Origin of the sequence: Burkholderia sp. Ac-20353, assembly GCF_017104785.1 — a bacterium.
Classification (GTDB): domain Bacteria; phylum Pseudomonadota; class Gammaproteobacteria; order Burkholderiales; family Burkholderiaceae; genus Burkholderia.
On sequence record NZ_JAAGPL010000094.1, the window covers coordinates 1 to 25,741 of the forward strand.

Annotated in this window: 21 protein-coding genes and 1 pseudogene; 4 read left to right on the forward strand and 18 right to left on the reverse strand. The window is 67.6% G+C overall.

What is annotated here, in order from left to right:
* Nucleotides 1–22: 22 nt before the first annotated feature.
* Nucleotides 23–1,405 carry an MFS transporter gene (locus G3N94_RS24230; RefSeq protein ID WP_205795120.1) on the forward strand — a complete coding sequence of 461 codons (1,383 nt, stop codon included), beginning with the start codon at nt 23–25 and terminating at the stop codon, nt 1,403–1,405.
* Nucleotides 1,406–1,530: 125 nt separating this feature from the next.
* Here the strand turns inward: G3N94_RS24230 and G3N94_RS24235 are convergent, their stop codons facing one another.
* From G3N94_RS24235 to G3N94_RS24255, 5 genes are all read right to left on the reverse strand, one after another.
* A complete protein-coding gene (locus G3N94_RS24235; protein ID WP_205795097.1) occupies nt 1,531–3,570 on the reverse strand; it encodes a TonB-dependent receptor in 2,040 nt (679 codons plus the stop codon).
* A gap of 279 nt (nt 3,571–3,849) precedes the next feature.
* Nucleotides 3,850–4,308 carry a GNAT family N-acetyltransferase gene (locus tag G3N94_RS24240; protein ID WP_205795098.1) on the reverse strand — a complete coding sequence of 153 codons (459 nt, stop codon included), beginning with the start codon at nt 4,306–4,308 and terminating at the stop codon, nt 3,850–3,852.
* 97 nt (nt 4,309–4,405) lie between these two features.
* On the reverse strand, nt 4,406–5,065 hold the full coding sequence (locus tag G3N94_RS24245) for a glutathione S-transferase family protein (protein WP_205795099.1): 660 nt from the start codon (nt 5,063–5,065) through the stop codon (nt 4,406–4,408).
* A complete protein-coding gene (locus tag G3N94_RS24250; protein ID WP_205795100.1) occupies nt 5,062–5,541 on the reverse strand; it encodes an SRPBCC family protein in 480 nt (159 codons plus the stop codon). The genes G3N94_RS24245 and G3N94_RS24250 overlap by 4 nt, the downstream gene beginning before the upstream one ends.
* Nucleotides 5,541–5,882 carry a metalloregulator ArsR/SmtB family transcription factor gene (locus tag G3N94_RS24255; RefSeq protein WP_205795101.1) on the reverse strand — a complete coding sequence of 114 codons (342 nt, stop codon included), beginning with the start codon at nt 5,880–5,882 and terminating at the stop codon, nt 5,541–5,543. The genes G3N94_RS24250 and G3N94_RS24255 overlap by 1 nt, the downstream gene beginning before the upstream one ends.
* A gap of 94 nt (nt 5,883–5,976) precedes the next feature.
* Here G3N94_RS24255 and G3N94_RS24260 point away from each other — a divergent pair, with 94 nt between their 5' ends.
* A complete protein-coding gene (locus tag G3N94_RS24260) occupies nt 5,977–6,135 on the forward strand; it encodes a hypothetical protein (protein WP_205795102.1) in 159 nt (52 codons plus the stop codon).
* A 44-nt stretch (nt 6,136–6,179) separates the two neighbouring features.
* Here the strand turns inward: G3N94_RS24260 and G3N94_RS24265 are convergent, their stop codons facing one another.
* The 13 genes from G3N94_RS24265 to G3N94_RS24325 all read right to left on the reverse strand — a co-directional run bounded on the left by G3N94_RS24265 (nt 6,180) and on the right by G3N94_RS24325 (nt 23,576).
* Entirely contained in the window at nt 6,180–7,304 is a 1,125-nt protein-coding gene (locus G3N94_RS24265) for an ABC transporter permease (protein ID WP_205795103.1), read from the reverse strand.
* A 2-nt stretch (nt 7,305–7,306) separates the two neighbouring features.
* Nucleotides 7,307–10,087, reverse strand: coding sequence for a ribosome-associated ATPase/putative transporter RbbA (gene rbbA / locus G3N94_RS24270; protein WP_205795121.1), 2,781 nt, complete (start codon nt 10,085–10,087; stop codon nt 7,307–7,309).
* Between the two features lie 23 nt (nt 10,088–10,110).
* Entirely contained in the window at nt 10,111–11,184 is a 1,074-nt protein-coding gene (locus G3N94_RS24275; RefSeq protein WP_205795104.1) for an HlyD family efflux transporter periplasmic adaptor subunit, read from the reverse strand.
* Nucleotides 11,181–12,719: an efflux transporter outer membrane subunit gene (locus G3N94_RS24280; RefSeq protein WP_205795105.1), complete on the reverse strand. Its 1,539-nt coding sequence runs from the start codon at nt 12,717–12,719 to the stop codon at nt 11,181–11,183. Before G3N94_RS24280 ends, G3N94_RS24275 begins: the two co-directional genes overlap by 4 nt.
* A 343-nt stretch (nt 12,720–13,062) precedes the next feature.
* Complete coding sequence (locus tag G3N94_RS24285; RefSeq protein WP_205795106.1) at nt 13,063–14,508, reverse strand: sialidase family protein; 1,446 nt, start codon at nt 14,506–14,508, stop codon at nt 13,063–13,065.
* Nucleotides 14,509–14,992: 484 nt separating this feature from the next.
* Nucleotides 14,993–15,424, reverse strand: a complete 432-nt coding sequence (locus tag G3N94_RS24290; RefSeq protein ID WP_205795107.1) for a MarR family transcriptional regulator — start codon at nt 15,422–15,424, stop codon at nt 14,993–14,995.
* Nucleotides 15,421–16,350, reverse strand: coding sequence for an alpha/beta hydrolase (locus tag G3N94_RS24295; protein WP_205795108.1), 930 nt, complete (start codon nt 16,348–16,350; stop codon nt 15,421–15,423). The genes G3N94_RS24290 and G3N94_RS24295 overlap by 4 nt, the downstream gene beginning before the upstream one ends.
* Before the next feature lie 117 nt (nt 16,351–16,467).
* Complete coding sequence (locus G3N94_RS24300) at nt 16,468–17,400, reverse strand: ABC transporter substrate-binding protein (protein WP_205795109.1); 933 nt, start codon at nt 17,398–17,400, stop codon at nt 16,468–16,470.
* A 46-nt stretch (nt 17,401–17,446) separates the two neighbouring features.
* Nucleotides 17,447–19,225, reverse strand: a complete 1,779-nt coding sequence (locus tag G3N94_RS24305) for an amino acid ABC transporter permease/ATP-binding protein (RefSeq protein ID WP_205795110.1) — start codon at nt 19,223–19,225, stop codon at nt 17,447–17,449.
* A gap of 102 nt (nt 19,226–19,327) precedes the next feature.
* Nucleotides 19,328–20,677, reverse strand: coding sequence for an LLM class flavin-dependent oxidoreductase (locus G3N94_RS24310; RefSeq protein ID WP_205795111.1), 1,350 nt, complete (start codon nt 20,675–20,677; stop codon nt 19,328–19,330).
* Between the two features lie 53 nt (nt 20,678–20,730).
* Nucleotides 20,731–21,672, reverse strand: a complete 942-nt coding sequence (locus G3N94_RS24315) for an ABC transporter substrate-binding protein (protein WP_205795112.1) — start codon at nt 21,670–21,672, stop codon at nt 20,731–20,733.
* A gap of 66 nt (nt 21,673–21,738) precedes the next feature.
* Nucleotides 21,739–22,293 carry a GNAT family N-acetyltransferase gene (locus G3N94_RS24320; RefSeq protein ID WP_205795113.1) on the reverse strand — a complete coding sequence of 185 codons (555 nt, stop codon included), beginning with the start codon at nt 22,291–22,293 and terminating at the stop codon, nt 21,739–21,741.
* A gap of 257 nt (nt 22,294–22,550) precedes the next feature.
* Nucleotides 22,551–23,576 (reverse strand): succinylglutamate desuccinylase/aspartoacylase family protein, encoded by a 1,026-nt coding sequence (locus tag G3N94_RS24325; RefSeq protein WP_205795114.1) that lies wholly within the window; start codon nt 23,574–23,576, stop codon nt 22,551–22,553.
* Nucleotides 23,577–24,187: 611 nt separating this feature from the next.
* Between G3N94_RS24325 and G3N94_RS24330 the strand changes: the two genes are divergently transcribed.
* Together G3N94_RS24330 and G3N94_RS24335 are read left to right on the forward strand one after the other, a co-directional pair.
* On the forward strand, nt 24,188–24,622 hold the full coding sequence (locus G3N94_RS24330; RefSeq protein WP_205795115.1) for a VOC family protein: 435 nt from the start codon (nt 24,188–24,190) through the stop codon (nt 24,620–24,622).
* Between the two features lie 592 nt (nt 24,623–25,214).
* A pseudogene (locus G3N94_RS24335) lies at nt 25,215–25,370 on the forward strand (IS5/IS1182 family transposase); the annotation flags it as partial.
* Between the last annotated feature and the right edge of the window lie 371 nt (nt 25,371–25,741).

Here is a 25,741-nt window from a genome sequence, read left to right on the forward strand (position 1 = left end):
TGCCGGCGCGCGCGCGGAGCCCATCGACACGCGGCTCGCGGCCGCGCGCATTTCCGCACGCCTCGACCGGCTGCCGGCGACGCGCACGATCTGGCAGCTCGTGATGCTGCTCAGCCTCGGGCTGTTCTTCGAGGTGTACGACCTGATGTTTTCCGGCTACATCGCGCCGGGGCTGATCAGGAGCGGCCTGCTGACCGCGACCACGCACGGGCTGTTCGGCACGAGCGGCGTCGCGAGCTTCATCGCCGCGCTGTTTGCGGGGCTGTTCATCGGCACCGCGTGCTGCGGTTTTCTCGCCGACCGCTTCGGCCGACGCGCGATCTTCACGTGGTCGCTGCTGTGGTACACGGCGGCCAACATCGTGATGGCATTCCAGGACACCGCGTTCGGGCTGAATCTGTGGCGATTCATCGCAGGAATCGGCATCGGCGTCGAGATCGTCACGATCGGCACCTATATCTCCGAACTCGTGCCGAAGCACATCCGCGGCCGAGCGTCCGCTTGCTCGCAGGCGGTCGGCTTCTGCGCGGTGCCGGCGGTCGCGTTCCTGTCGTACGGGCTCGTGCCACGCACGGTGCTCGGGCTCGATGGCTGGCGCTGCGTGGTGCTGATCGGCGTCGTCGCCGCGATCGGCGTATGGTTCATCCGCCGCCGCCTGCCGGAAAGCCCGCGCTGGCTCGCGCAGCAAGGGCGAATCGACCAGGCCGACGCGGTGATGGCGCGGCTCGAGGCGCGCGTGCAGCGCGACACGGGGCAGCCGCTGCCGCTGCCCGCCGAACCCGCGCCGGCGCGCGCGAAAGCCGCGTTCCGCGACCTGCTGGTGCCGCCATATCGCAAGCGCGTCGCGATGCTCGTGATCTTCCACGTGTTCCAGACGGTCGGCTATTACGGCTTCGCGAACTGGGTGCCGACGCTGCTCGTCAGGCAGGGCATCACGGTGACGACGAGCCTGATGTACGCGTCGATCATCGCGATCGCCGCACCGATCGGGCCGCTCGTCGGCTTGCTGATCGCCGACCGCTTCGAGCGCAAGGCCGTGATCATCGGGATGGCCGCGCTCAACGTCGTATGCGGGCTGCTGTTCAGCCAGGCGCGCGAGACCGTGCTGCTCGTCAGCCTCGGCGTGTGCCTCGTGCTGGCCGGCAACATCATCTCGTACAGCTATCACGCGTACCAGGCCGAGCTGTTCCCGACGAGCATCCGCGCCCGCGCGGTCGGTTTCGTCTACTCGTGGAGCCGCGTAAGCGCGATGTTCTCGTCGTTCGTGATCGCGTGGTGCCTGCGCGAATTCGGCGTCCCCGGCGTGTTCGTGTTCATCTCGGCGGCCATGGCGATCGTGATTGCGGCGATCGGGCTGCTCGGGCCAAGAACGCGCGATGTCGCGCTCGAAGACCTGTCACGCTGAATGCCGCCATTGCGCAGCCGGCGACCGGCGCGTGCCCGGCGAACCGCGTGCGCCCGCGATGCCCGTGGGGCGGTGCCACGACCATACGCGGCCGCCGCCCCAACGCTGTCGGCAGGACCGCGCGGTCAGAACGTCGTGCGCAAACCGGCCATCACGCTGCGGCCGCCTTCCGGCGCGAAGCCGCGCACGACCGAGCTCGCGTAGCGGATGTCCTGGTTCGTCAGGTTGTCGCCACGCAGGTACGCGAGCCAGTGCGTCGCGCCGACCCGGAACTTGTACGTCAGCATCACGCCGAGCGACGTGTAGCCGGCAGTCGGCAGGTCGTTGTCCGGCACGCGGTGCTGTGCCCATGCATGCGTGACCTGGGCGCGCGCGCCGAACGGCCCGTATCCGTAGTCGGCCGCGAGCGTCGCGCGCAGCGGCGCGATGCGCGGCAGCGGCTGGCCCGTGTCGACGTTGCGCGCATGCGTGTAGTCGGCGGTCAGTTCGAGATCGACCGTATGGCCGCGCCGCGCGAACGCGCGCCACTTGCCGTCCAGTTCGACACCGTAGAACTCGGCGCGCACGCCGCGATAGACCGCCTCGTAGAGCGCGCCGTCGGTGCCGGGCGCGACCGGCTCGCCGTCGCCGTCGACGACGCGGCCCGTGTTGTACTCGGTCAGGTAGTTCGAGAAGCGGTTGTAGAACACGCCGACGCTGCCGCGATTCGGGCCGCTCGCATAGCGCAGCGACAGGTCGGTCGACACCGCCTTTTCCTTCGATGCGTTCGGGTTGCCGATCAGGAACTGCCCGGTCGCGTCGTGCGGGCCGTTCGAATACAGCTCGTAGAACGTCGGCGCGCGCTCCGTGTACGCGACGTTCGCGGCAACCGACCACACGGGGGTCAGCGAGAACAGCGCGCCTGCGGACACGCTGCCCGCGTTGAAGTCGCGCGGCTGCGCGAGCGCGAACTTTTCGACGCCCGCCGGATCGGGCTGCAGCTTCACATGTTCGTAGCGCCCGCCGACGCTCAGCTTCAGCGCATCCGACACCCGCCATTCCTCGAGGCCGAACAGCGCGACGCTCGTCGTGCGCGTGCTCGGCACGAGCGTCTCTTCGCCGAGCGCCGAGAACGTGTTCTGGCCGAACTGCACGCCGAGCGCACCCTCGAACGGGCCGACCTTGCGATGCCGCGCCTCGATGCGCGCCTCATAGCCGCGATTGCGGAACATCGTCGCGGTTTCGCCGTTGTCGACTTCCTTGTGCCGGTAATCGGTGTACGCGAAGTCGAATTTCAGCTGCGAGAACGGCCCGCGCAGGTTGCGCACCTCGGACGCGACCGCGAAGCGTTCCTGGCGCATCCGCAGCCGCACGTTGTCATCCGCGACCGAGCCGTAGTTCGACTCGTAGCCGCTGTACGACAGGCCCGTGAAGCCGTCCGCCCACGTGTACGACGCACCGACCGTGCCGCCGTGCACGCGGCCGTCGCTGTTCGGCACGCTGCCGTACGGCTGCGGCGCGTCGGGGCCGTCGAGCGCGCGCTGCGCGTCGCTGTGCGCGTAGCCGGGAATCCGCAGCTTGCTCGCCTCGCGATCGAATGCGTCGACGTGGAACGCGAAGCGGCCGTTGCCGCCCTCGACCTGTGCGGCGCCTGCGCGCACCGAGTTCGCGCCGCCGTAGCGCGCGTCGAGCGCGCCCGTCACGCCTTCGATCGCTTCACGCGGAATGCGGTTGTCGATCGTGTTGACGACGCCGCCGACCGCATTGCCGCCGTACAGCAGCGCAGCCGGGCCGCGCACGATCTCGACGCGCTCGATCGTCAGCGGATCCTGCGGCACCGCGTGGTCGTACGACAGCGACGACGCATCGTAGGCGGCGACGCCGTTCTGCAGCAGCCGGATCCGGTCGCCGTCCATCCCGCGGATGATCGGGCGGCCGACCATCGGGCCATAAGTCGTCGTCGACACGCCGGGCAGGCCGTTCAGCGTCTCGCCGAGCGAATCGGCCTGACGGCGCGTCAGCGCGTCGCCGGACAGTTGCGCGGTCGGAGCGATCAGTTGCGCGTCGCCGAGCGGGTTCGCGGTCACGAAGATCGGTGCAAGCGGGCGGTCGGCGGACTGGACGGGCGTCGCGGGTGACACAAGCGGTGTATTGGCCTGCCCGTGCGCCACGGTGGCGAGCAGCATCAGGGAAAGCGGGGAGAGCGGGCGAAGCGGGTGATGAAGGTGACGAGGGTGGTCGCGCATGGTCCAGGTGTTGTCGGATGGGAACAAACGGAAGTCGGCGCGCGCGAACTTGATACGATATATTGTTGCATTCGCAGCGCGCAATGACCCGCCGAAACGAGACGTGACGGCGCCTGCCCGGTTGGCTGGCAGCCCGGCAGGCCTCACGCAGGCAAAATGATATGTTATATCATTTCGAAATGACAACACGCCGCTGCGGCGGGGGCGGTCGAAACGCGATCACCGCGCCAAGCGATACAAGACGTCGGGGCAGCCTTCCTCGTTGGCGCTTGCGTCGCGGTGCGCGATCGCGACAAACGCGTGCCGTTCGTAGAAGGCCGCGGCGGTACGGTTCATCGCGAACGTGTACAGCTGGACGGGAAGGCGGGTGCGCGACGTCACCGACTTCAGCAGCAGCGTGCCGATTCCCCGGCGCTTGACGCTGGGGCAGACATACAACTGATCGAGCCAGACGATGCCGTCGGCTTCGGATTGAGCGGCCAGGCCGACGATCGTGTCGCGGTCCACCGCGACCGTGACGTCACCTGACGGAACCAGTACGTTGGCGACCCAGTCGCGCACCGCAGCGTCGGAGTGCGCGAGAGGGGCATACGATGCCAGTTCCGTTCGCGACCGCAGGTACAGGTCGGCCAGTTCGTCGGCATCGGCCGAGGTCGCGCGTCGCAAGGTCACGACCATGCGTGCTCCTTTCAGGTTGATCGACGCGTCGATGCACGCGTCGCCGTGTTCAGCCGGCCGGCTTCCCGGCGGCTATCGCATGCATGCGCGCCACCAGCTAGTCGCGCTCGGGCGCGCCCAACGGGAAGAAGCGCCGATAAGGCCGCGCGTCGTCGACGACGCGGGCCACTGACGGCCGGGACAGCAGCCGCGCCCGGTACGCGGCGAGCGCGGCATGGCGTTCGGGAATCGGATGCACCCAGTCCGCATAGAACAGCGCGGGCGCGGCGGCGCAATCGGCAATCGTGAACCGGCCGCACGCAGCCCATTCCTTCGCCTGCAGCCGCGCATCCAGCCAGTCGTAGCTGCGCTCCAGCAGCGCATGCGCGTCGGCCACCCCGCACGGGTCCCGTTCGTCGTCAGCACGCAATGCATCGCCGACGATGCGCTGCATCGGCGCGTTCACGTAGTCGTCGAACACGTCGGCCATCATCCGCGCGTCCAGCGCGTCGCGCGGGTCCGCCGGCACCATCGGCGTGCCGTTGCCATGAAACAGGTCGAGATATTCGATCACGGCGTTGCTCTGCGTGATCTCCGTGTCCCCGTCGACCAGCGCCGGAAATTGCCCGGTAGGCGACAGCGCAGCCATGCGCGCCTGGTTTTCCGGATGATCGGGATCGACGATCCGGAACGTGAAGGCCACCTCGCGCTCGTAGAGCGCGATCAGCGGTTTCCACACGAACGATGCGAACGGGTGTCCGTAAAGTGCGACCGTCATTGAAGGGCTCCGGAGGATCGAAGGACGGTCTCGATCATGTCGTACATGAGTCCGGACCCATGGCGGCGATCGGCGGTGCCGTCCTTGCCGTCCAGGAACACGATCTGTTCGGTGTAGGACACGCGCGTGCCGTCCTCCTGGGGTTCGAGTTCCAGGCTCGACAGCGTGACCGAATGAAAGCACCCGGAGTGATGGAGATCGTAGGTATAGACGAGGCGCCGGGCCGGCTCGATCACGTGATAGCGGGCCTCGAACAGCGTCACCATGCCGCTTTCGTCGAAGCGGCCTTCCAGCACCTCGGCGCCGCCCACCCGGAAATCCATCGAGCGGCGCTGCAGCGTCCAGCGCTCAGCCGGGCCGGTGAACCACTGAGCCTTGAGGTCCGGATCGGCCCAAGCTGCGAACACGCGATCGGGTCGGGCCGCCCACACGCGGCTCAGCGTGAAGGTGCCGTGGAAAAACGGGGTTTCCGCCATCAGTCGTCTCCTTTGAATTCGCTGTTTTCGAGCAGTTTGCCAAGCCGATCGAAGCGGCTCTCCCACAGGAGACGACGCTCGCTCAGCCAGTTTTCGACACGCTGGACCGCCTCGGCGGAGATCCGGCATTCGCGGACGCGTCCGCGCTTTTCCGTGACGACGAGCCCGCTCGCCTCGAGCACCTGTACGTGCTGATGGATCGCGGCGAGGGACGTGCCGTAAGGCTCGGCCAGCTCGCTCACCGACGCCGGCCCGCGCGACAGGCGCTCGAGCATCCCCCGGCGCGTCGCGTCCGCGAGCGCGTGAAAGGCTCTGTCAAGTTGTTCCGAATACTCAATCATTCACTTAAGTTATGACGTGTTGACCGGAAAGTCAAGTCGATGCTTAAGTATCGTTGCGCGACCGCGTGCCGCGCCTGCACTGCGCGTCCCGTTGATGCGTGTGACGGTCCACAAGGGCATTCGCGTGACCGACACGCGCCCCGGCCAGTGGCTCGCGAGCCACCGCGACCGGCTCGGCAACATCAACGACGTGTTCGCGAAGCTGCGCGCGGGCCAGGTCGACGGACGCATCGTGCTGACCGAGATGCAATGAGCGGGGGCGTGTCGCGCGGCGAAGCGCGACACGCCATCACGCCATCACGCCATCTGCCCGATGGTCTTGCGGAACCGCTTCAGCGACAGCAGGAACAGCACGCCCCCGATCGCAAACAGGATCACGAACTGCGGCCATACCGCGTCGAGACCCGCGCCTCGATAAAGGATGCGCTGCGCGAGCTCGACGAAATGGGTCGTCGGCGCGGCCAGCATCACGTCCTGCACGGCAGCGGGCATGCTCTCGCGCGGCGTAAGCCCGCCGGACAGCAGTTGCAGCGGCAGCAGCACCAGCACGAGCAACATCCCGAACTGCGGCATGCTGCGCACGAGCGTTGCGAGAAAGATCCCCATCGACGTCGTCGCGAACAGGTGCAGCGCCATGCCGGCGACGAACAGGCCGAGTGAGCCCGGGATCGGCACCTGCAGCGCGCCGCGCACGACGAACACGAGCGACGCGACCGCGGCAATCGTCACGACGAGCCCCATCGACCAGACCTTCGCGAGCATGATCTCGGCGGGCGTGACGGGCATCACGAGCAGGTGCTCGATCGTCCCGTGCTCGCGCTCGCGGATCAGCGCGGCGCCCGTGAGGATCAACGACAGCATCGTGACGTTGTTGATCACTTCCATCAGTGCGCCGAACCAGACCTCGTCGAGATTCGGATTGAAGCGCATGTGCACCGCGAGATCGACCGGCAGGTCGGGGCCGCCGCGATAACGGCGCACGAACGAATCGATCTCGCCCGACACGATCTGCTGCACGTAGCCGCTGCCGGTAAACGCCTGGCTCATCCGCGTCGCGTCGACGTCGAGCCGGATCGTCGCGTGGCGTCCGGCCAGCACGTCGCGCTGGAAGTTCGGCGGGATATCGAGCGCGAACGTGTAGTCGCCGTCGTCGAGGCCGCGATCGGCCGCCGCGCTGCCAACCATCGCGGGCGGCGTGAACTGCGGCGGAAAGAACGCCGACGCGACGCGCGCCGACAGCGGCGACGCGTCCTCGTCGACGATCGCGATCGGCGCCTTGTGCAGCGTATCGGGCCGCGCGGTGGCGGCCGCGTAGATCGACGCGCTGAACGTGTAGACGATCAGCACGAGCATGATCGGGTCGCGCGCGAGGCTCCACAGTTCCTTGACGCCAAGCCGGTAGATCGTGAGCAGACGCTGCATGGTCAGGATTCCTGCTTTCTTAGCAGCGCGACGGTGGCGGCCAGGATGACCGGCACCGACGCGAGCATCGGCCAGAACTGCGACCACAGGTCGGTCAGGCCGAGCGCCTTGTTGTACACGCCGCGGCTGATCGCGAGCATGTAGGTGGCCGGATAGAGCGTGCCGATTGCCTTGCCGACGCCTTCGAGCGACGACAGCGGCGTGAGCAGCCCGGAGAACTGCACGACCGGGATCAGCGTGCCGATGATCGTCATGAAGATCGCGGCGATCTGGCTGCGCGTGAACGTGGACGCGAGCAGGCCGACGCCGGTCGCCACCACGTTGAAGATCAGCACGGCGATGAGCAGCGTCGCGAAACTGCCCTTGATCCGCACGCCGAACGCGAGATCGGCGAGCACCACCATCAGCAGGAAGTTCAGCATCGCGAGCACGATATACGGCGCCTGCTTGCCGATCAGGAATTCGGTACGCGTGACGGGCGTCACGTACAGGTTGACGATCGAGCCGAGCTCGCGCTCGCGCACGACCGCGAGCGCGGTCAGCATCGCCGGCAGCATCAGCAGCAGCATCGGCATGATCGCCGGGATCATCGCGGGCAGGCTCTTCACGTCCGGGTTGTAGCGATAGCGCACCGCAATCTCGACCGGCGCCGCGAGCGACACGCCGAGCCGATGTTTCGCCTCGTCGCGCAGCCAGTTCTCGTGCATGCCGGCCACGTAGCCGCGAATCGTTTCCGCGCGCAGCGGCATCGCGCCGTCGACCCACATGCCGATCTGCACGTGTCGGCCACGCGCGACGTCCCTCGAAAAATTCGGCGGAATCTCGATCGCGAGCGACAGCTGCCCGCTGCGCATCCGGCGATCGAGGTCGTCGTAGCCCGTGAGCGGCGCGCGCTGCACGAAGTAGCGCGAACCGGCGACGTTTTGCGTATAGCCCTGGCTCAGCATCGTCTGGTCGCGGTCCAGCACCGCAAACGTGAGGTTGTCGACGTCGAGGCTGATGCCGATGCTGATCACGCACATCAGCACGAGCGAGCCGAGCAGCGCGAGCGTCGCCCGCACCGGGTCGCGGCGCAGTTCCAGCACTTCGCGCCACGTATAGCTGGCTGCGCGCGCGAGACTGAAGCGTGGCGCGGGCCGGCTGGCGGCAGGCGGCGGCTCGCCGGCATCCCATGCCGCATCGTCCGGCGCGGCTTGCGGCGGGTCGCCCGTGCGTTGCGCGTCGACGAGGTAGCCGATGAACGCTTCCTCCAGCGTGCCCGCACCGCGTTGCCGCACCAGCTCGGCCGGCGTATCGCTCGCGAGCACGCGGCCCGCATGCATCAGCGAAATCCGGTCGCAGCGCTCGGCCTCGTTCATGAAGTGCGTCGAGATGAAGATCGTCACGCGATCGCGCCGCGCCAGTTCGATCATCAGTCGCCAGAAGTTGTCGCGCGCGACCGGATCGACGCCGGAGGTCGGCTCGTCGAGAATCAGCAGCTCCGGCTTGTGCACCATCGCGACCGCCAGCGACAGCCGTTGCCGGATGCCGAGCGGCAGACGCTCGGGCAGCGCGTCGAGCACGTCGTCGAGGCCGAAGCGCGCGGTCATCTCGGCCACGCGCGCGGCCACGTCCGCGTCCGGCACACCGAACAGACGCGCATGCAGCACGAGGTTCTGCCGCACGGTCAGCTCGCCGTACAGCGAGAAGCCCTGCGACATGTAGCCGACCCGGCGGCGCGTGTTGATGTCGCCGGCCGCGACGGGCCGGCCGAACAGCTTCGCGTCGCCGTCGGTCGCGGGCAACAGGCCGGTCAGCATCTTCATCGTCGTCGACTTGCCGCAGCCGTTCGAGCCGAGAAAGCCGAAGATCTCGCCGCGCCGGATCTGGAAGCTCACGTGATCGACCGCGACGAAGTCGCCAAACCTCATCGTCAGGTCGTGCGCCTCGATCGCATAGCCGGCCGCGTCGTCCGCCTGCAGCGGCGTGACCTGAACCGGCACGTAGCCGAGCCGCCGCTCGTCCGGCAGCAGCGCGACAAAGGCCGACTCCAGCCGGTCGCAGCCCGTGCGCGCGAGCAGCTCGGCGGGCGTGCCGGTGGCCAGCACGCGGCCGGCGTCCATCGCGATCAGCCAGTCGAAGCGCTGCGCCTCGTCCATGTACGCGGTCGCGACCAGCACGCTCATCGACGGGCGCGCCGCGCGAATCCGGCCGATCAGCTCCCAGAACTGCGCGCGGGCAAGCGGATCGACGCCGGTCGTCGGCTCGTCGAGGATCAGCAGGTCGGGATCGTGGATCAGCGCGCAGCACAGGCCGAGCTTCTGCTTCATGCCGCCCGACAGCTTGCCCGCGGGGCGGTCGAGGAACGGATCGAGGCCCGTGCTGCGCGTCAGGCTGTCGATCCGGCGCCGCCGCTCGGCCGCGTCGTGGCCGAACAGACGCGCGAAGAACTGCAGGTTTTCCTCGACCGACAGCGTCGCGTACAGGTTCCTGCCGAGGCCTTGCGGCATGTACGCGATGCGGCCGCAGACGCGGTTGCGGTGCGCGGCCGACGCCATGTCGCCGCCGAGCGCGCTGACCTGTCCTTGCTGGATCGCCCGCGCGCCCGACACGAGCGCGAGCAGGCTCGACTTGCCGACACCGTCCGGGCCGATCAAACCGATCATGCGCCCGGCAGGGATCGCGAGCGTCACGCCGTCGAGCGCGCACGCCGCGCCATAGCGCAGTGTCACGCCGGACAGGCGCACGACATACCTGTCGACGCCGTCGGCGCTGCCGGTCGGGGCCGGCGCACGCTCGACCAGGCCGGTGGCGTCCTGCTCGGGCGTCACTGCGGCACCTTGACCGCGAGCGCGTCCGGCCAGCTCGCGTGCGGATCGACCTTCAGCCACGCGACGCCCGGCAGCCCGGTCTTCACGAGCCGGAGATGGCGCTGCAGCAGGTCACGGTCGATGCGCGCCTTCACGCGGAACATCAGCTTCTGCCGTTCGTTGGCCGTCTCCACCGTCTTCGGCGTGAACTGCGCGGTGCTCGACACGAACGACACCCGCGCGGGAATCACGTACTGCGGCGCGGCATCGAGCACGATGCGCACGTCGGCGCCGAGCGGTACCTTGCCGACGACGGTCTCCGGCAGGAAAAACGTCATATAGACGTCGGACAGGTCGACCACATTGAGCACCTTGCCGCCCGCCGGCAGCACCTCGCCGGCCTCGGCCACGCGATACTGCACGCGGCCGTCACGCGGCGACGTCAGCTCGCTGTCGGAGATATCGGCCTGTACCCGCGCGACGGTCGCCTGCGCGGCCTCGATGCCCGAGCGGGCGGCCACGAGCTGCGCCTTCGTCGCATCGATCGCGGCCTGTGCGGCTTCGACTTGCGCGCGGGCCGCCCGCACGGTCGCCTCCATGCTGCGGGCGCGGGCGCGATCGTCGTCCAGCTCCTGCATCGACGACGCGCCTTCGCGCGACAGCGTCTCGGAGCGCGCGAGCCGCCGCCGCGCCGCATCCAGCTCGCTTTCGCGCTGCACGACGGCGGCCTCGGCCGCCGCCTTGTCGCTGCGGCGCTGCGCGACTTGCGCGTCGACGCTCGCGGCCGTGTTCAGCGCCTGCTGCTGTTTCGCGCGCGCCTCGTCGAGCTGCGCGTGCAGCACGAGCACGTCCATGTTCGCGAGCGGCTGGCCGGCCTTCACGAAATCGCCTTCGTCGACCAGCATCGCGCTGACGCGCCCCGGGAGCTTGGTCGCGACATCGATCTCGGTTGCCTCGATGCGGCCGTTGCCGCTTGCGAGCCCCGCATCGGCCTGGCCGTCGCGCCAGCGCGTCCAGCCGTAGAAGGCGGCGCCGAGCGCGACTACCGCGGCGGCGATCACGATCAGGTGTTGGCGGTCGGGCATTTTCATTGTGAGGAACTCAAGTCGGTCGAATCGTGAGACAAGGACACCGCTGCATCGCTGCCGCCGGCCTGCGTGGCGCCGCCGAGTGCGCCATACAGCGCGACGCGGCTCGACAGCAGCGCGCGGCGCGTCTGCACGAGCTGCTGCTCGGCATTCAGCAGGTCGCGCTGCGCGTCGAGCACTTCGAGAAAGCGCACCGCGCCGCTGTCGTAGCGCAGCTTCGCGAGCCGCGCGCGTTCGGACTGCGACGCGAGCGTCGCGCGCTCGACGCGCAGTTGCTCGGCCAGCCAGTCGCGTGCCGCAAGCGCATCGGACACGTCGCGGAACGCGCTTTGCACGGTCTTTTCGTATTGCGCGAGCGCCTCGTCGCGCTGCGCCTGCGTCAACGCGAGGTTCGCGCGGTTGCGTCCGGCATCGAAAACCGGCATCGCCAGATTCGGAATCACACTCCAGGTGCCGGTGCCGGACGAGAACAGGTTGTGCAGCTCGCTGCTACCCGAACCGATCGCACTGGTCAGCGCGATGCGCGGGAAGAACGCCGCGCGCGCCGCGCCGATGTTCGCGTGCGCGGCACGCAACTGGTGCTCGGCCGCGATCACGTCCGGACGGTTTTCGAGCAGGTCGGACGGCAGCCCGGGTGCAAGCGCCGGCGTCACGGCCTCGTCGTCGAGCGTGAGCGGCGCGGCGGGCAGTGCGGGGGGCGCGCCGACGAGCAGCGTCAGCGCATCGGCGGCGGCCGCGCGCGCCTGGCCGAGTTGCGCGGCGAGGGATTCGGCCTGCTGCAGCAGGATTTCCGTTTGCGTCAGGTCCAGTCGCGAGATCGCGCCTTCCTCGTAGCGCCGCCGGAAAATCCGCAATGAGTCGCGCCGGCTGTCGACTGTCGCACGCGTCAGCGCGATGCGTTCGTCGAGCGCGCAAACGCCGAGGTACGCGTCGGCCACCTGCGTGACCAGGCTGAGCGTCGCCGCGCGGCGAACCGCATCGCTCGCGAGATACCGCTCGAGCGCCGCGTCCTTCAGATTGCGCACGCGGCCCCAGACGTCGATCTCCCATTGCGTTTCCGCGAGCTGCACGTCGTAGAGCTGGCCGATGAACGGCGTGGGCGACAGCAGGCCGCCGGGCGCGCGAAACCGCGCATACGCGGCGCCGGCGTTGATCGCCGGCCATTGATCCGCGCGGCGGATGCCGTATACCGCGCGCGCCTGCTCGACCCGTGCGGCCGCTGCGCGCAGATCGCGGTTGTTTGCGAGCGCCTGATCGATCAGCGTGCGCAACCGCGCGTCCGTGAAGTAGGTGTGCCAGTCGGGCACGGCTGCGGCGCGCGACGTATCGTCGGCCTTGCTTGCCGGATTCGCCGGATTCACCGGGTTCACCGGATAAGCGGCAGGAACAGGCTGCGCCGGACGCGCATAGTGCGGCGCGAGCGACAGGCAACCCGACAGCAGTCCGCCGCACCCCAGCGCGACTGCAACGCACGCAGCCCGCGCAAGCGCGGCGCGCGCACGGGCAGGCGGCGGGTCGGGGAGCGCAACGTGGCGCATGGAATTCCTCGGAATGAGCTGGCGTACGTGCATGACGTCGCCATGGTTATAGCGTGCGGTGATGGCCGGGCGCGCATGACCAATGCGTGCCCGGCCGCCGGAACGCGCTCAGTTATATCCGATGATTCCGGCGGTCGCCATTGATCTGGATCAGGCGGAGGGAAGGGCGTTTCGAGCGTTTACTCGCTTGACACACGCGCGACACTCGGCAGTCGCAGCCCGCCGGCATGCACGAGACGCGGCAAGGGGAATGCGCGTGGCACGACAACGGAAGGGGATGGCGTCGGCGCGAGAACCTCACGCGGACGCGGACCGGCCGCCCGTCAGACGGCCGGTTCACCCGTCACTGCGCGAAGAACACGTCGGTGCGGTTCGCGAGATTGCCCGGGTTGGTCTGGATGAAGAACGGATGGAACGACGACGCCGGCATCACGTCGAGCCCCTGGTAATCGCCGATGAAGAAGCCCTCGGCATACGGCGCGACCTTCAGGTCGAACGGCCCGCCGACGCGTCGCTCGTCAGCGAACGACTTGCCGCCGTCATGCGAGATCTTGCGCCAGAAGCCGGTCGGCAGCGTGGTCGTGTTGCCGGCCAGCAGGTCGCGGAAGTCGTAGTGGGTGACCATCACCGCGCCCGTGTTGTCGACGCGCACCGACGGGTTGAACGCCGGCCGCCCGGTCGGCGTGTTCACCTGCAGCGGCGCGCTCCACGTCGCGCCGCCGTCGGTCGACGTCGACAGCGCGATCTCGTCGTATTTACCGCCGTTGAAACGCGCGTCCTGCCAGACGACATAAAGCTGACCGGATGCCCGATCGATCGCGGGTTCCGGAATGATGTCGCCCGTGCGCACCGGCTCGCCCGTGTTCGGATCGGTCACACCCGCCGTCTGCAGCCCGGCGATCACCTGCGGTTTCGTCCAGGTCGCGCCGTCGTCGGTCGACTTGATGAATGCGACCTTGCCCGCGGCCTGGCTGAATGGCGGCTGGATCAGGTCGAAGAAATCGTACAGCGTCCCGCTTTTCGGATCGACGACGATCTGGTTGCCGATCGTCTGCTGCCGCGACGGCACGTTCACGATCACCCGCGGCGCGCTCCACGTGTTGCCACCGTCGGTCGTCTTCGAGAACAACGTCGGCCCGCGGTATGCCTGCGTGTGCAGGTTCGCGTACGGATTGCCGTTCGGCAATTCGAGGCGGTCCCACACCGCATACGCGGTGCCGGCCTTCACCGGGTTCGCGGTCACGGATTCCTTGTCGTTGAAGAACTGCGTCGTCGGCTCGTTGTTCGCGATCAGCAGCGTCGGGCTGCTCCACGTCTGGCCGCCGTTGGTCGACACCGATGCCGCGACCGCATTGCTGTTGTTCGACTGATTGAACGAGATCGATACCGAATACGCGGTGCCGTCCGGCCCGATCGACACCCACGGGTCGGACGCGCGCTCGTAAGCCAGCCCGCCCGGCGCGCATGCGCTGAACGGTTGCGGCGTCTGCGCCCAGGTCGCGCCGCCGTCGAACGAGTAGCCCGCGACGAGGCCGTGCGCGCCGCCGTTCGACCAGCGATCCTGCTGCCACACGCCGATCATGTTCGACGGGTTGGACGGGTTGACCGCAAGCCACGGTTCGACCTCGGCGTTCACGTAGACCGTGCCGGGGCCGCCGATCGTGCAGGCGGCGAACGGGCTCGGCCCGGACACACGCAACGGGTCCGCGTGCGCGGCGGTCGCAAACGCGAGCGCGGCGGCGACGGTCAGTCGGGTAACGAACGGATGAGGCAGGGTAGTGCGTCGCATGGACTGCTCCTCGGTGACATGCGGAAGCAGTGGCCTGACAGGCTTCGGCATCGCGTGCCGGCGCGCGCCGTCACGCGGCGACGAGCCGCGTGCAGGCACGCGCACGGAACGTGAACGCAAGGCGCTCGCGCAGCGGCATCGCGCGCCAGCGCACGTCGTTCAGATCGCCGCTTCAGCCATCGCAATCCGCCTTCGCTGGGGTCCGCCAGCGCATCGGTCAAGACTCCTGTTGATTCTTGCTTCTTGGAACCCGCGCGTCATGGTCATCCGGCGGGCACCCCCGGTCTGCTCGATACGACGAATGCGTCGAAACGGATTGCAATGTAGGTGAACAAAACCCTGCGGCAGCAGGTATTTTTTGTAACAGGACGTAGCCGGCAAGCGTTGCCGGATCGCGCGTCGGCAACCGGAAAAATTTGCGGGACACCAATCCGCGCCGACACGGACATCGCGTCAACGCACTGCGTCCGCTCGCGTGCTTCGTTCAGCGCTCGGCCGGAAACCGCTGTTGCAACGCACCGAGCCAACGCGCGACGACGTCCAGTTCCTCGTCGGAAAACCCGTCGCACAGCCTGTCGTTCAATTCCCGCAGCAGCACGCGCGCCTTCTTCAGCGCCGCGTGGCCGTCGTCGGTCAGGAACAGCCGGGTCGCGCGCCCGTCGTCCGAATCGTAGTGACGCGTGAGGAGGCCCGCCCGCGCCATCCGGTCGGCGAGGCCCGTCATCGCGGACGGCGCGAGCTGCAGCGCCGCGCCGACTTCGCCGATCAATGCGCCGTCCTGCTTCGCGAGATAGAACAGCACGCCGGCCTGCGCGGCGCTCGCGCGCGCGTCGGTCTCGGCCTTGCGGTCGACCCAGCGCTGCACGCGCCGCTGGCCGAGGTTCAGCAGGAAAAACAGTCGTCGTTCGTCGCTCAAGCTCGGTTCCCGGCTGGAGTGGTGGTGGAGGGCGCGCATGCGTTGTTCGGCCCGTCACGCGGCCCGTTGAGCGCCTGCGCGAGCCAGTCCGCGACGGCCGGCCACAGCACCGTGCCGGGACGGCTGCGGAAAAAGCCCATGTGCCCGACCGGCCCGCTGCCCGCGGCGCGCGGATCGACCTGGCGGCGCTCGACCGTTGCATGCGTCAGATAGCTTACCAGCAGGTCGATCGCGGCCGGGTTCGCCCACGGGTCGTCGTCGAAGCCGAGCGCTAGAATCGGCAGCCGTTGCTTCGCGAACCGCTCGGCCGCGCCGAGCGTCGGATCGTCGAAGAAGTAGCGCGGCAGCGCCGTCCAGCCGCTCCATTCGCGGAACACGCCGGCCGGCAGATCCTCGCCCAGACCGAGCCGCTTGCCGGGCACGTAGCCGAGCAGCGCGGAGGTCAGCGGGCCCAGCACGCGCAGGATCAGCCGCACCTTCAGGCGTTCGGCCGCCTGTGCGATCAGCCGCGTGCTGCCCGCGTGCGACGCGACGAGCACCGCCGCCTGAAGATGACGCGTCCCCGCGCTCAGGCCTATCGCGTGGCCGCCGACGCTGTGGCCGACCGCAAGCAGCGGCACGCCGGCAAACGCACCGCGTGCCCACGCTGTCGCGGCCTCGACATCGAGGTCGACCCAGTCGCGCATCCGCGCGCGCAGGCGGGCGAGCCGCGCGGGACGCGACGCGTCGATGCCGCGATAGTTGTAGGTCAGCGCAGCAAAGCCGCGGTCGGCCAGGTAGCGCGCGAACCCTGCGTACAAGCGTTCCGGCACGGCGGTCGCCGGATGGATCAGCACCAGCGCGGACGGTTCGGCGTCCGGCAGCCACAGCGTGCCGCGCAACGGATAGCCGTCGGCGGCGGAAAACTCGATCGATTGGGTTGTCATCGCGCTCTCGGTCCAAGGGATGTTTCGCATGCGAAATATAGCCCGAAAACTATTTCGCGCACGAAATACCTGTCGAGTAAACGCTCGAATCGTTCGGCGAAGCGCAGGCGGCGTGAGTCAGAACGCCGGCAACCCCGGCGGATTCGTCTCAGCGCGCACCACGGCCTCGCTCTGCAATCCCCAGCGCGCGAGCGCCTGTCCGTAACGACCGTTGCCGATCAGCGTATTGGTCGCGAGCGTCAGCGCGGCGGCGAGCCCGCTGCCCTTGCGCGTCGCGATCGCGACGTCCGCGTTCGCGGGCCAGCCCGCGTTGACGATCCCGACGCGGCGCAGCTTGCCCTCGCGTGCCGCCTCGTAGGCGAGCGCCGCATTCGGGTTCAGCTCCGCGTCGGCGCGCCCGGACAGCAGCGCAATGCGCGCGGCCGCTTCGTCGTCGAAATACTGCAGCTCGGTCGCCTTCAGCCCCTGCGCGACGTTGCGGCGGCTCCATTCGAGCAGGATCCGCTCCTGGCTCGTTCCCGCGCCGGTGATGATCCGCAGCCCGGCGACATCCTTCGGCTCGGCGATCCTCACGATCGGGCTCGCGTTGCGCACGTAGAACCCGTGCAGCCCGAGCCGGTACGTCGTGAAATCGTATTTTTCCTTGCGCTTTTCGGTCACACCGACGTTCGAGATCACCGCGTCGTACTTGCCGGAACTGAGCCCGAGCGGCCAGTCGGCCCATGCGATCGGCACCAGCTCGAGCTTGCGGCCGAGCGCGTCGGCCACGAGCTGCGCATAGTCGGGATCGGCGCCCACCACCGTGCGGGCGTCCGTCGCGTAGGTCGACACCGGCGGCGCATGCGGCGAGATCGCGACCGTCAATGCGCCGTCGCGCACCCAGCGATAGCCGCTCGCCGCATGGATCGCAGCCGGATCCTGCGGTGCGCGCACGCGGCCCGCCTGGCGCGGGTCGAGATCCGCCACCGGTGCGGCGGCAAGCACCGCTCGAAACGGCAGGCCGGTCGTAGCGGCCAGTGCGGCCGTGATGAACAGGCGTCGGTCGATCATCGGTTCGAATCGCTCGTTTGGGGTGCGCCGGACGCGCGCACGGACGTCACAGCACCCGCGACAGGAACGCGCGCGTGCGCGGATGCGTCGGCGCATCGAGCACGACGGCAGGCGGCCCCGCCTCGACGACGCGCCCTTGCTCCATGAACAACACGTTGTCCGCGACCTCGCGCGCGAAGCCGATCTCGTGCGTGACGATCACGAGCGTCGTGCCGGAGCGGGCGAGTTCCTTGATCACGTCGAGCACCTCGTTGACGAGCTCCGGATCGAGCGCCGATGTCGGCTCGTCGAACAGCAGCACCTTCGGCCGCAACGCGAGCGCCCGCGCGATCGCGACGCGCTGCTGCTGGCCGCCAGACAGCTGGCGCGGATACGCGTCGGCCTTGTCGGCGAGCCCGACGCGCGCGAGCAGTGTGCGCGCGGCGCGTTCGGCCGCGTCGCGCGTTGCGCCGCCGACGGCGACGGGCGCCTCGACCAGGTTGTCGAGCACGGTCAGGTGCGGGAACAGGTTGAAGTTCTGGAACACCATGCCGACTTCGGTGCGGCGCTTCAGCACGTCGCGTTCCTTCAGTTCGTACAGCACGTCGCCATCGCGCCGGTAGCCGATCAGCTCGCCATCGATGTCGATGAAGCCGTTGTCGACGCGCTCCAGATGGTTGATCGTGCGCAGCAGCGTCGACTTGCCGGAGCCCGACGGCCCGACGATCACCGTCACGCTGCCGCGCGGCGCGACGAACGACACGTGATCGAGCACGCGCTGCGCGCCGAACTGCTTCGAGATGCCGTGCACGACCACTTCGCCGCCGCGGCGCGGTGCGACGGCGTCGAGGTCAGGCGTGGCCGTCGCGTCGATGGCGTGGCGTGCCCGTACCCGCCGCCATAGCGCACTGGCGCGCGCGAGCGCGAAGGTGAGGGCGGACGGCGGCGGATTGCGCAGTGCGCCGCGCGCATAGTGCCGCTCGACCTGCACCTGGATCGCCGACAGCACGGTGAGGATGATCAGATACCAGACGGTCGCGACCATCAGCAGCGGAATCACCTCGAGATTGCGGCGGTAGATCACCTGCACCGTATAGAACAGCTCGGGCATCGCGAGCACGTACACCATCGATGTGCCTTTCGCGAGCGAGATCAGGTCGTTGAACGCGGTCGGCAGGATTGCACGCATCGCCTGCGGCAGCACGATCCGGACCGTCTGGCGGCCGCGCGGCAGGCCGAGCGCCGCCGCTGCCTCGAGCTGCCCCTGGTCGACCGCGAGGATGCCGCCGCGGATCACTTCGGCCGAGAACGCCGCATAGTTCAGCGTCAGGCCGAGCACGGCCGCGAAGAACGGGCTGATCAGCTCAGTCGTCGGCACGTCGAAGAACGTGATGTCGGAGAACGGCACGCCGAGCCGAACATGCTCATACAGATAGCCGAGATTGTTCAGGATCAGCAGCAGCACGATCAGCGGAATCGAACGGAACAGCCAGATGAACGTCCATGCACTCGCCGCCAGCACGCGCGACCGCGACAGTCGCGCGAGCGCGACGAACGCGCCGAGCACGAGCCCGAACAGCGCGCCGAGCACGGTCAGCAGCAGCGTGCGCGCGAGCCCGGACAGCACCGGCGGCGAGAAGAACCATTCGGCGAAGACCGGCCAGCCCCACTGCGGGTTGCCGAGGATCGAGTACAGCGCGAGCGCGATCAGCACGACCGCGAACGCGGTGCCGGCCGTGGCCGAACGGTGCCGGACCGGCACGATCCGCAGGCGCGCGCCGGCGTCGCGCGCGGCGGGGGAAGAGAGCGGCGGCAGCGCGCCGCCGAGATGGGTGGTGTCGCTCATGACGATGCAGGTCCTCGAATCGGTCGGTGCGCCGCGCGCCGATCAGCCACGTTCGGCAGCGGCTAGGCGGCGGTCGGCGGCGGATAAGCAGCAGATTGGCGCTCAGGCCTGCGCTTCGGCGACTGTCTCGCGCGCCGGGTCGGCCGACGCGTAGCGGCTCGCCTTGCGTGGCAGGCCGAGGTGATCGCGCAGCGTGCTGCCTGGCAGGTCGCGGCTATACCGGCCGCGCGCTTCGAGTTCAGGAATCACGAGTTCGACGAAATCGTCGACGCCCTGCGCCTGCACCGGGAAACCGAGGATGAAGCCGTCGGCCGCGCCCGCGTCGATCCAGCGGACGAGCTCGTCGGCCACGTGCGCGGCCGTGCCGATGAAGTTCGGCCGCGGCGTCGCGACTTCGAGCGCGGTTTCGCGCAGCGTCCACCGGTGTTGCGCCGCATCGGCCTTGATCCGGTCGGTGGTCGAGCGGAAGCTGTTGCGGCCGATGTCGCCGAGCTCGGGGAACGGCGCGTCGAGCGCGTATTGCGTGAAGTCATGGTGATCGAAGAAGCGGCCGAGATACGCAAGCGCCTCGTCGATCGTCAGCAGGTTGCGAATCGCCTGGTACTTGTCTTCGGCCTCGGCAGCCGTGCGCCCGACGATCGGCCCGATGCCCGGGAAGATCTTCACGTCGTCGGCGCGGCGGCCGTGCTCGACCGCGCTCTGCTTCACGCGCTGCGTGAACGCGTGTGTCTCGTCGAGCGACGGCGAATGCGTGAACACCGCGTCCGCGTACTTGCCCGCGAGCCCGATTCCCGCATCCGACGAGCCGGCCTGGAAGATCACCGGCTGCCCCTGCGGCGAGCGCTGGATGTTCAGCGGCCCCGCGACCTGGAAGAAGCGGCCGTGGTGATCGAGCGTATGCAGCCCGTCGCGCGCGAAGAACCGGCCGCTCGCGCGATCGCGGACGAACGCGTCGTCGTCCCAGCTGTCCCACAGCCCCTGCACGACGCTCAGGTATTCGTCGGCAATCTCGTAGCGCTGCGCGTGCTCGGGATGCACCTTGCCGAAGTTCTTCGCGGTGCCTTCGAGCGGCGTCGTCACGACGTTCCAGCCCGCGCGCCCGCCGCTGATCACGTCGAGCGACGCGAGCTGGCGCGCGACCGTGAACGGCTCGCTGTACGACGTCGAGATCGTGCCTGCGAGCCCGATCTTGTGTGTCGCGGCCGCGAGCGCGGACAGCACCGTCAGCGGCTCGAAGCGGTTCAGGAAATGCGGGATCGACTTGTCGTTGATGTAGAGGCCGTCCGCGACGAACGCGAACGCGATGCCGTGGTCCTCCGCCTTGCGCGCGATGCGCGTGATGAAGTCGAGGTTGATGCTCGCGTCCGGCGGGTTGCTCGGATGCCGCCATGCGTTCATGTGGCTGCCCGCGCCTTGCAGCATCAGGCCGAAAGTGATCGATCGTCGGGTCATGGGCGTCTCGTGTGTGGTTTTCAGAGGGATGTCGGGAATCCGGCTGCCGGTCATCAGGACTTCGGCAGGCCCGGCGGATTGGTGCGTGCCTCGTCGATCGCCTCGGAACCAAGATTCCAGCGGTCGAGCACCTGCCGATAGCGGCCATTCGTGATCAGCCCGTTCAGCGCGAGCGTCAGCGGCCCGGCGAGGCCGCTGCCCTTGCGCGTCGCGATCGCGATATCGGCCGTGCGCGGCCAGCCGCCGCTGATCGCGCCGACGAGCCGGGTCTTGCCCTGTTGCGCGCTCTGGTACGCGAGCACCGAATTCACGCTGAACACCGCGTCGGCGCGGCCCGACTGCACGGCGACGACCCGCATCGCCTGGTCGTCGTAGTACTGGACCGCGACCGGCTTGAGCCCGTGCGCGACGTTCTCGCGGTCCCACGCGAGCAGGATCTTTTCCTGGTTGGTGCCCGCGTCGGTCACGATGCGCAGCCCCGCGACGTCCTTCGGCTCGCGAATCGCGGTGATCTTGCTGTCGTTGCGCACGTAGAAGCCGACCTGATCCTTGCGGTAACTGGAGAAATCGAACTTCTGCTTGCGCTCTTCGGTGACCGTCACGTTCGACAGCACGGCGTCGACCTTGCCCGACTCGAGCGCGAGCGGCCAGTCGGGCCATGCGAGCGCGACGATCTTCAGCTTGCGGCCGAGGCTGTCCGCGACGAGCTGGCCGATGTCTGCATCGAAGCCGACGACCGTGCGCGCGTCGGTCGCGTACGAGCTGATCGGCGGCAGGCTCGGCGAGATACCGATCGTGAACGTGCCCGGCTCGGCGAACTTGAACGCGGCCGGCACCGCGCGCTCGACGGCCGGATCCGCGCTTCCGCGCGGGCGGCCGCGCTGCTCGGGGCTCAGGTCGAACGTCGCGGCGGTCGCGGCGAAGGCCGTGATGCCGATCAGCGCGGCGGCAAGCGTGCGCAGCGCGTAGGTAGCGATAGGTGCGGCTCGTTGCATGAAAGCGTCCTGTCTGTCCGATGCGGGGAAGATGCGGGGGAAGGGTGTCGAAGGCGGCATGCCCGTTCAGCGCGGCACTGCCGGCTCGGGTGCCCACAGATCGGCAAGCGTCGCGGTGCGCGAGCGCTCAACGAGGTCCTTGCCGAACGGCAAGTGCACATACAGTTCGGGATCGATCGACGAATCGAACAGACGCGTGTAGCCCGTGCCGTCGTACAGCGCCCACGCCTCGGGCTGGCGAAAGCCCGTCGTCAGGTAGAGGCGGCGATAGCCCAGCTGCGCGGCGCGCGCTTCCAGCGCCGCGACGACGCGCCGCGCGAGGCCCTGGCGGCGCAGGTCCGCGCGCGTCCAGATGCGCTTCAGCTCGGCCGTCTGCGCGTCGTAGCGCTTGAACGCGCCGCCGCCGATCGTCTCGCCGTCGCGCAGCAGCAGCACGAACGCGCCCTCCGGCGGCGCGAACCGTTCGGCCGGATAGCGCGAGAGCTCTGCGCGGGCGGACGTGAGGCTGTCGGGGCGGTATGCGTCGTAGCGGGTCGCGTATTCGTCGATCAGCGCGTCGATCAGCGGTTGCGCGCGGACGTCGAGCGGCGTCGTGTCGATGATGCGGTCGGTCATGGCCATGGGCGTCGCGAGTGGCGCGCGACACGGATGTCCATGTCCGGGCTCCGGCGGAAGGCCGGTCCGTTATCGCGGCGCGATTGTCGATTCAGCAGCGGAGCAAGCCGGTTCCGAGGCACAGGCAGGCGGCCGCTGCGGTTTCGACTACGTTAGCGCCGCGATCGACAAAGGCGAACGAAGCAATTTCGATAAGGATTTCGTCGCGCGCGTCAAAAGACTTTCACGCGCGGTGCGGTGCGCATTGCGCGCACCGGGATGGGTCAGACCGGCGCGGCGCTCGGCTCCGCGAGCTGGAACAGGCAGTCGCCGCGCTGCACCTGCGCGGGCACGCGCTTGCAGACGACTTCGCCATCGCCCTTGAAGCGGCACAGCACGGGCTCGCGCAGCGGTGTGTCGGGAAAGTGGATCCACGCGGCCGGCTGCCCGGCGCGCACCTGGTCGCCGAGTTCGGCGAGCGGTTCGTACAGGCCGCGCTCGTAGGCATAGACGAAGTGACGGTCGCCGTCGACGCGCATGAAGCGCGTGACGGCCGGCGGCGCATCGGGCAAGAGCGCGCCGTGCAGCAGGCCGATGAAGCCGAGGTAATGGAGCAGGCCGTGGCGGCCGAGCCGGATCAACGCCGGATCGGCCATCCCGGCGCCGCCGAGTTCCGTCACGATAGAGATCGCGCCTTGCCGGCGCGCGGCCGACGCCGAATGCACGGGATTCGGCGCGTGCAGCAGCGCGTTCGGCAGCCCGAACGCCAGCAGCAGCGCGTTAAGCCGTGCGGCTTCGTCGGCGTCGAGCGGATCGATCGCGAGCATGTTGCCGCCGTGATAGAGCAGCGAGCTGCCGCCCGAATGCAGGTCCACGAGGTACTGCGCGCGCGACAGCAGCGCGTGCTCGATGTAGTGGGCGATCATCTGCGTCGGCGTGCCGGCCGGGTCGCCGGGGAAGCTGCGGTTCAGGTTGCCGTCGTCGAGCGGCGACACGCGCAAGCCCGCATCGGCCGCCGGGAAGTTCGCCATCGGCAGCAGGATCAGTTGCCCGGTGATCATCTCCGGCTCGATCTCGCGGATCAGCTGCGACACGATGATCTGGCCTTCGTACTCGTCGCCGTGGTTGCCGGCCATCACGAGCGCGACCGGGCCGTCGCCGTTGCGGATCGACGCAATCGGAATCGGCAGCCAGCCATATGCGGAACGGTGCACCGAATGCGGCAGGCGCAGGTAGCCGGCGTGCTTGCCGGGTGCGTCGAGGTCGATTTCGCAGTGGATCGGGTTGCGGGCGTGGAGCGGGGTGGTCATGGTCACGGAGGGATGACGGGGACGGAATGGCCCCATCTTATCGGGAAACGGCGTCGGGTTTGAAAATCCGAGCCGTCATCGACTACACAAGTCACGCTTCCAGGGTCATTGGCTCGCGCGTGGTGAACCAGCGGGGCAATCGCATGAAATGCGTAAGTGGCTAAAGGGTGCTTCCGTTTGCTTGTAAGCTGGCTCGAGCAGATAAGACTGCCAAGGTCGGTATCAAGAGCGGACGGCTCAGGGCGGGTGCCAGTGATACCTACTGCGCTGCCGTTCTCCGTTTGTGACATTTCATGCGATTGCCCTGCGTTCCGTCTTGAGCAGAATGAATTTCGTACAAGTCGGACCGTTTATGCCCAATGTTTCGAATTGCTCCCATATACAAAGTCCCGCTTCAACTTCACGCTCGATGCTGCTGACGTCCATGCACGTCCATATCGACTGAGCGCGATCCACTCAACCTCGACCGGCCTGTTGTCGGTGCTCAGTCCTCGGGAGCATCTATGGCAAGGACCAGGAGTACATTAGTATTAGGTGTCGCATGATGTATTTAATTTGCATCATGGTTCAAATTGCTGATCCAGCAATACTTTTCAACCCAGGAGAAACAAATGACCAAGTGCGAAAAACCCGAAGGATTTCACACCATCACGCCAAACACCATCGTCAGCAACGTGGCCGATGCAGTGACTTTCTACAAAAAAGTCTTCGCCGCCGAAGAGATTCTGCGTTTAACCGCGCCGAATGGTAAGGTAGTTCATTGCGAACTGCAAATCGGCGACTCGCGCATTAATTTGGGCGAGGCGATGGATGGATGGCCGGAACAGCCGCTACTGGCGCAGATCTATGTGAGCGACTCGGATGCCACCTTCGCGCAGGCCTTGAAGGAGGGCGCCACGGAACTGAGCCCGGTAAATGACATGTTCTTTGGTTCGCGAGAGGGACGCATAATGGATCCATTCGGCAACACTTGGACCATCGCCACGCACAAGAAGGTCGTGTCGGCAGACGAAATGCAGCGCTTAGTGACTGCCATGTACTCTTGATGCGCTCGTTGTCTAGTTGACGGCCGCCTCTTGTAGAACGTATCTACCCCATTTCTCAGGAGCATTGCCAGGCGCTTGATGGGCACCTCTCACAACCATCGAATTCCCGGCTGCATTCAAGTGGGCGGTTTCTAGATTCAAGTGCAACGTTTTGCTAATCCCGCGGCTGCCAGTTCCATGGCCATGGCTTCCTCGGGCGTTTTCCAAGCGGGCGTCTTGCGAGGGCGTCCATTGAGCAGCTTGGCGATGTCGTTCAATTGCGTCTGCGTGACGCCCGAGCTTGTCTTGTTTGATGGCGCAGATAGATTTTCCTTTAGGGACTGCCTTAGGTTCATGGTTCGATCACGCCAACATGTTATAAGGACTTTTATACACAATCCGAACCCTAGCTTGTCTCTCTCGATTCATGCCATTTCCATGAAGTAATGCAATGGGACGTATGGTCGCGAAAAATTCGATTTGAAGCTCTACGCCGCCGCCGAAACGAACGCCTGGAAACGGGCTACACCTACGACGACCCTCGATCGGCGCTTGACCGAGTACAGCCAGGAGCTCTATGAGGAGAGAGAGGAGGGAACTGCATTGGAACCTGGTACGCGCATGCGTGGACAATCCGTTCCGGGTCATCAAACGGCAATTCGGCTACGTGAATACACGATATAGGGGACTAGCGAAGAACACGGCCCAGATCGTGGCGTTGTTCGCGCTGGGCAACCTGTATTCGGCAAGACGCTGGCTCGCGAACTGATACCGAAATGAGCGCTCGACGGCGATCGTCTTCGGCGATTGAATACCTCGCGCTTCCCGGCATGTGGACTCGCAGTCCGGCAAATCATGCCGCCGACGGCGTATCAGGTGTTTCCGTTCGAAAAGCGCCGTTGTGAAGAGCATCCTTAGGCGACACTCTCCCGTTAATTCGGGGCCGTGGATCGATGCGCTAGGCGGGGTCGATGTTTCGCATCGTCGTGCCGGGCATCCTGTGTTACGCGGTGTCGCGGCGATCGCGCTCGTGCGCGCCAGACCGGCTGATCCTCCCCGATCCGGCCGGCAACGCGGACTGAGGCAACAGTCCGGCAACGGCGAGGCAACGAACCCGACCCGTGTTTCATCCCCGTAACA

What these genes read in the sequence shown, in the direction of transcription:
- G3N94_RS24295 (WP_205795108.1), bottom strand. Translation starts at nt 16,350, where the DNA reads ATGACAACCCAATCGATCGAGTTTTCCGCCGCCGACGGCTATCCGTTG.
- G3N94_RS24255 (WP_205795101.1), bottom strand. Translation starts at nt 5,882, where the DNA reads ATGATTGAGTATTCGGAACAACTTGACAGAGCCTTTCACGCGCTCGCG.
- G3N94_RS24305 (WP_205795110.1), bottom strand. Translation starts at nt 19,225, where the DNA reads ATGAGCGACACCACCCATCTCGGCGGCGCGCTGCCGCCGCTCTCTTCC.
- G3N94_RS24235 (WP_205795097.1), bottom strand. Translation starts at nt 3,570, where the DNA reads ATGCTGCTCGCCACCGTGGCGCACGGGCAGGCCAATACACCGCTTGTG.
- G3N94_RS24275 (WP_205795104.1), bottom strand. Translation starts at nt 11,184, where the DNA reads ATGAAAATGCCCGACCGCCAACACCTGATCGTGATCGCCGCCGCGGTA.
- G3N94_RS24260 (WP_205795102.1), top strand. Translation starts at nt 5,977, where the DNA reads ATGCGTGTGACGGTCCACAAGGGCATTCGCGTGACCGACACGCGCCCC.
- G3N94_RS24265 (WP_205795103.1), bottom strand. Translation starts at nt 7,304, where the DNA reads ATGCAGCGTCTGCTCACGATCTACCGGCTTGGCGTCAAGGAACTGTGG.
- G3N94_RS24285 (WP_205795106.1), bottom strand. Translation starts at nt 14,508, where the DNA reads ATGCGACGCACTACCCTGCCTCATCCGTTCGTTACCCGACTGACCGTC.
- G3N94_RS24245 (WP_205795099.1), bottom strand. Translation starts at nt 5,065, where the DNA reads ATGACGGTCGCACTTTACGGACACCCGTTCGCATCGTTCGTGTGGAAA.
- G3N94_RS24280 (WP_205795105.1), bottom strand. Translation starts at nt 12,719, where the DNA reads ATGCGCCACGTTGCGCTCCCCGACCCGCCGCCTGCCCGTGCGCGCGCC.
- G3N94_RS24300 (WP_205795109.1), bottom strand. Translation starts at nt 17,400, where the DNA reads ATGATCGACCGACGCCTGTTCATCACGGCCGCACTGGCCGCTACGACC.
- G3N94_RS24310 (WP_205795111.1), bottom strand. Translation starts at nt 20,677, where the DNA reads ATGACCCGACGATCGATCACTTTCGGCCTGATGCTGCAAGGCGCGGGC.
- G3N94_RS24320 (WP_205795113.1), bottom strand. Translation starts at nt 22,293, where the DNA reads ATGGCCATGACCGACCGCATCATCGACACGACGCCGCTCGACGTCCGC.
- G3N94_RS24240 (WP_205795098.1), bottom strand. Translation starts at nt 4,308, where the DNA reads ATGGTCGTGACCTTGCGACGCGCGACCTCGGCCGATGCCGACGAACTG.
- G3N94_RS24325 (WP_205795114.1), bottom strand. Translation starts at nt 23,576, where the DNA reads ATGACCACCCCGCTCCACGCCCGCAACCCGATCCACTGCGAAATCGAC.
- G3N94_RS24250 (WP_205795100.1), bottom strand. Translation starts at nt 5,541, where the DNA reads ATGGCGGAAACCCCGTTTTTCCACGGCACCTTCACGCTGAGCCGCGTG.
- G3N94_RS24315 (WP_205795112.1), bottom strand. Translation starts at nt 21,672, where the DNA reads ATGCAACGAGCCGCACCTATCGCTACCTACGCGCTGCGCACGCTTGCC.
- G3N94_RS24330 (WP_205795115.1), top strand. Translation starts at nt 24,188, where the DNA reads ATGACCAAGTGCGAAAAACCCGAAGGATTTCACACCATCACGCCAAAC.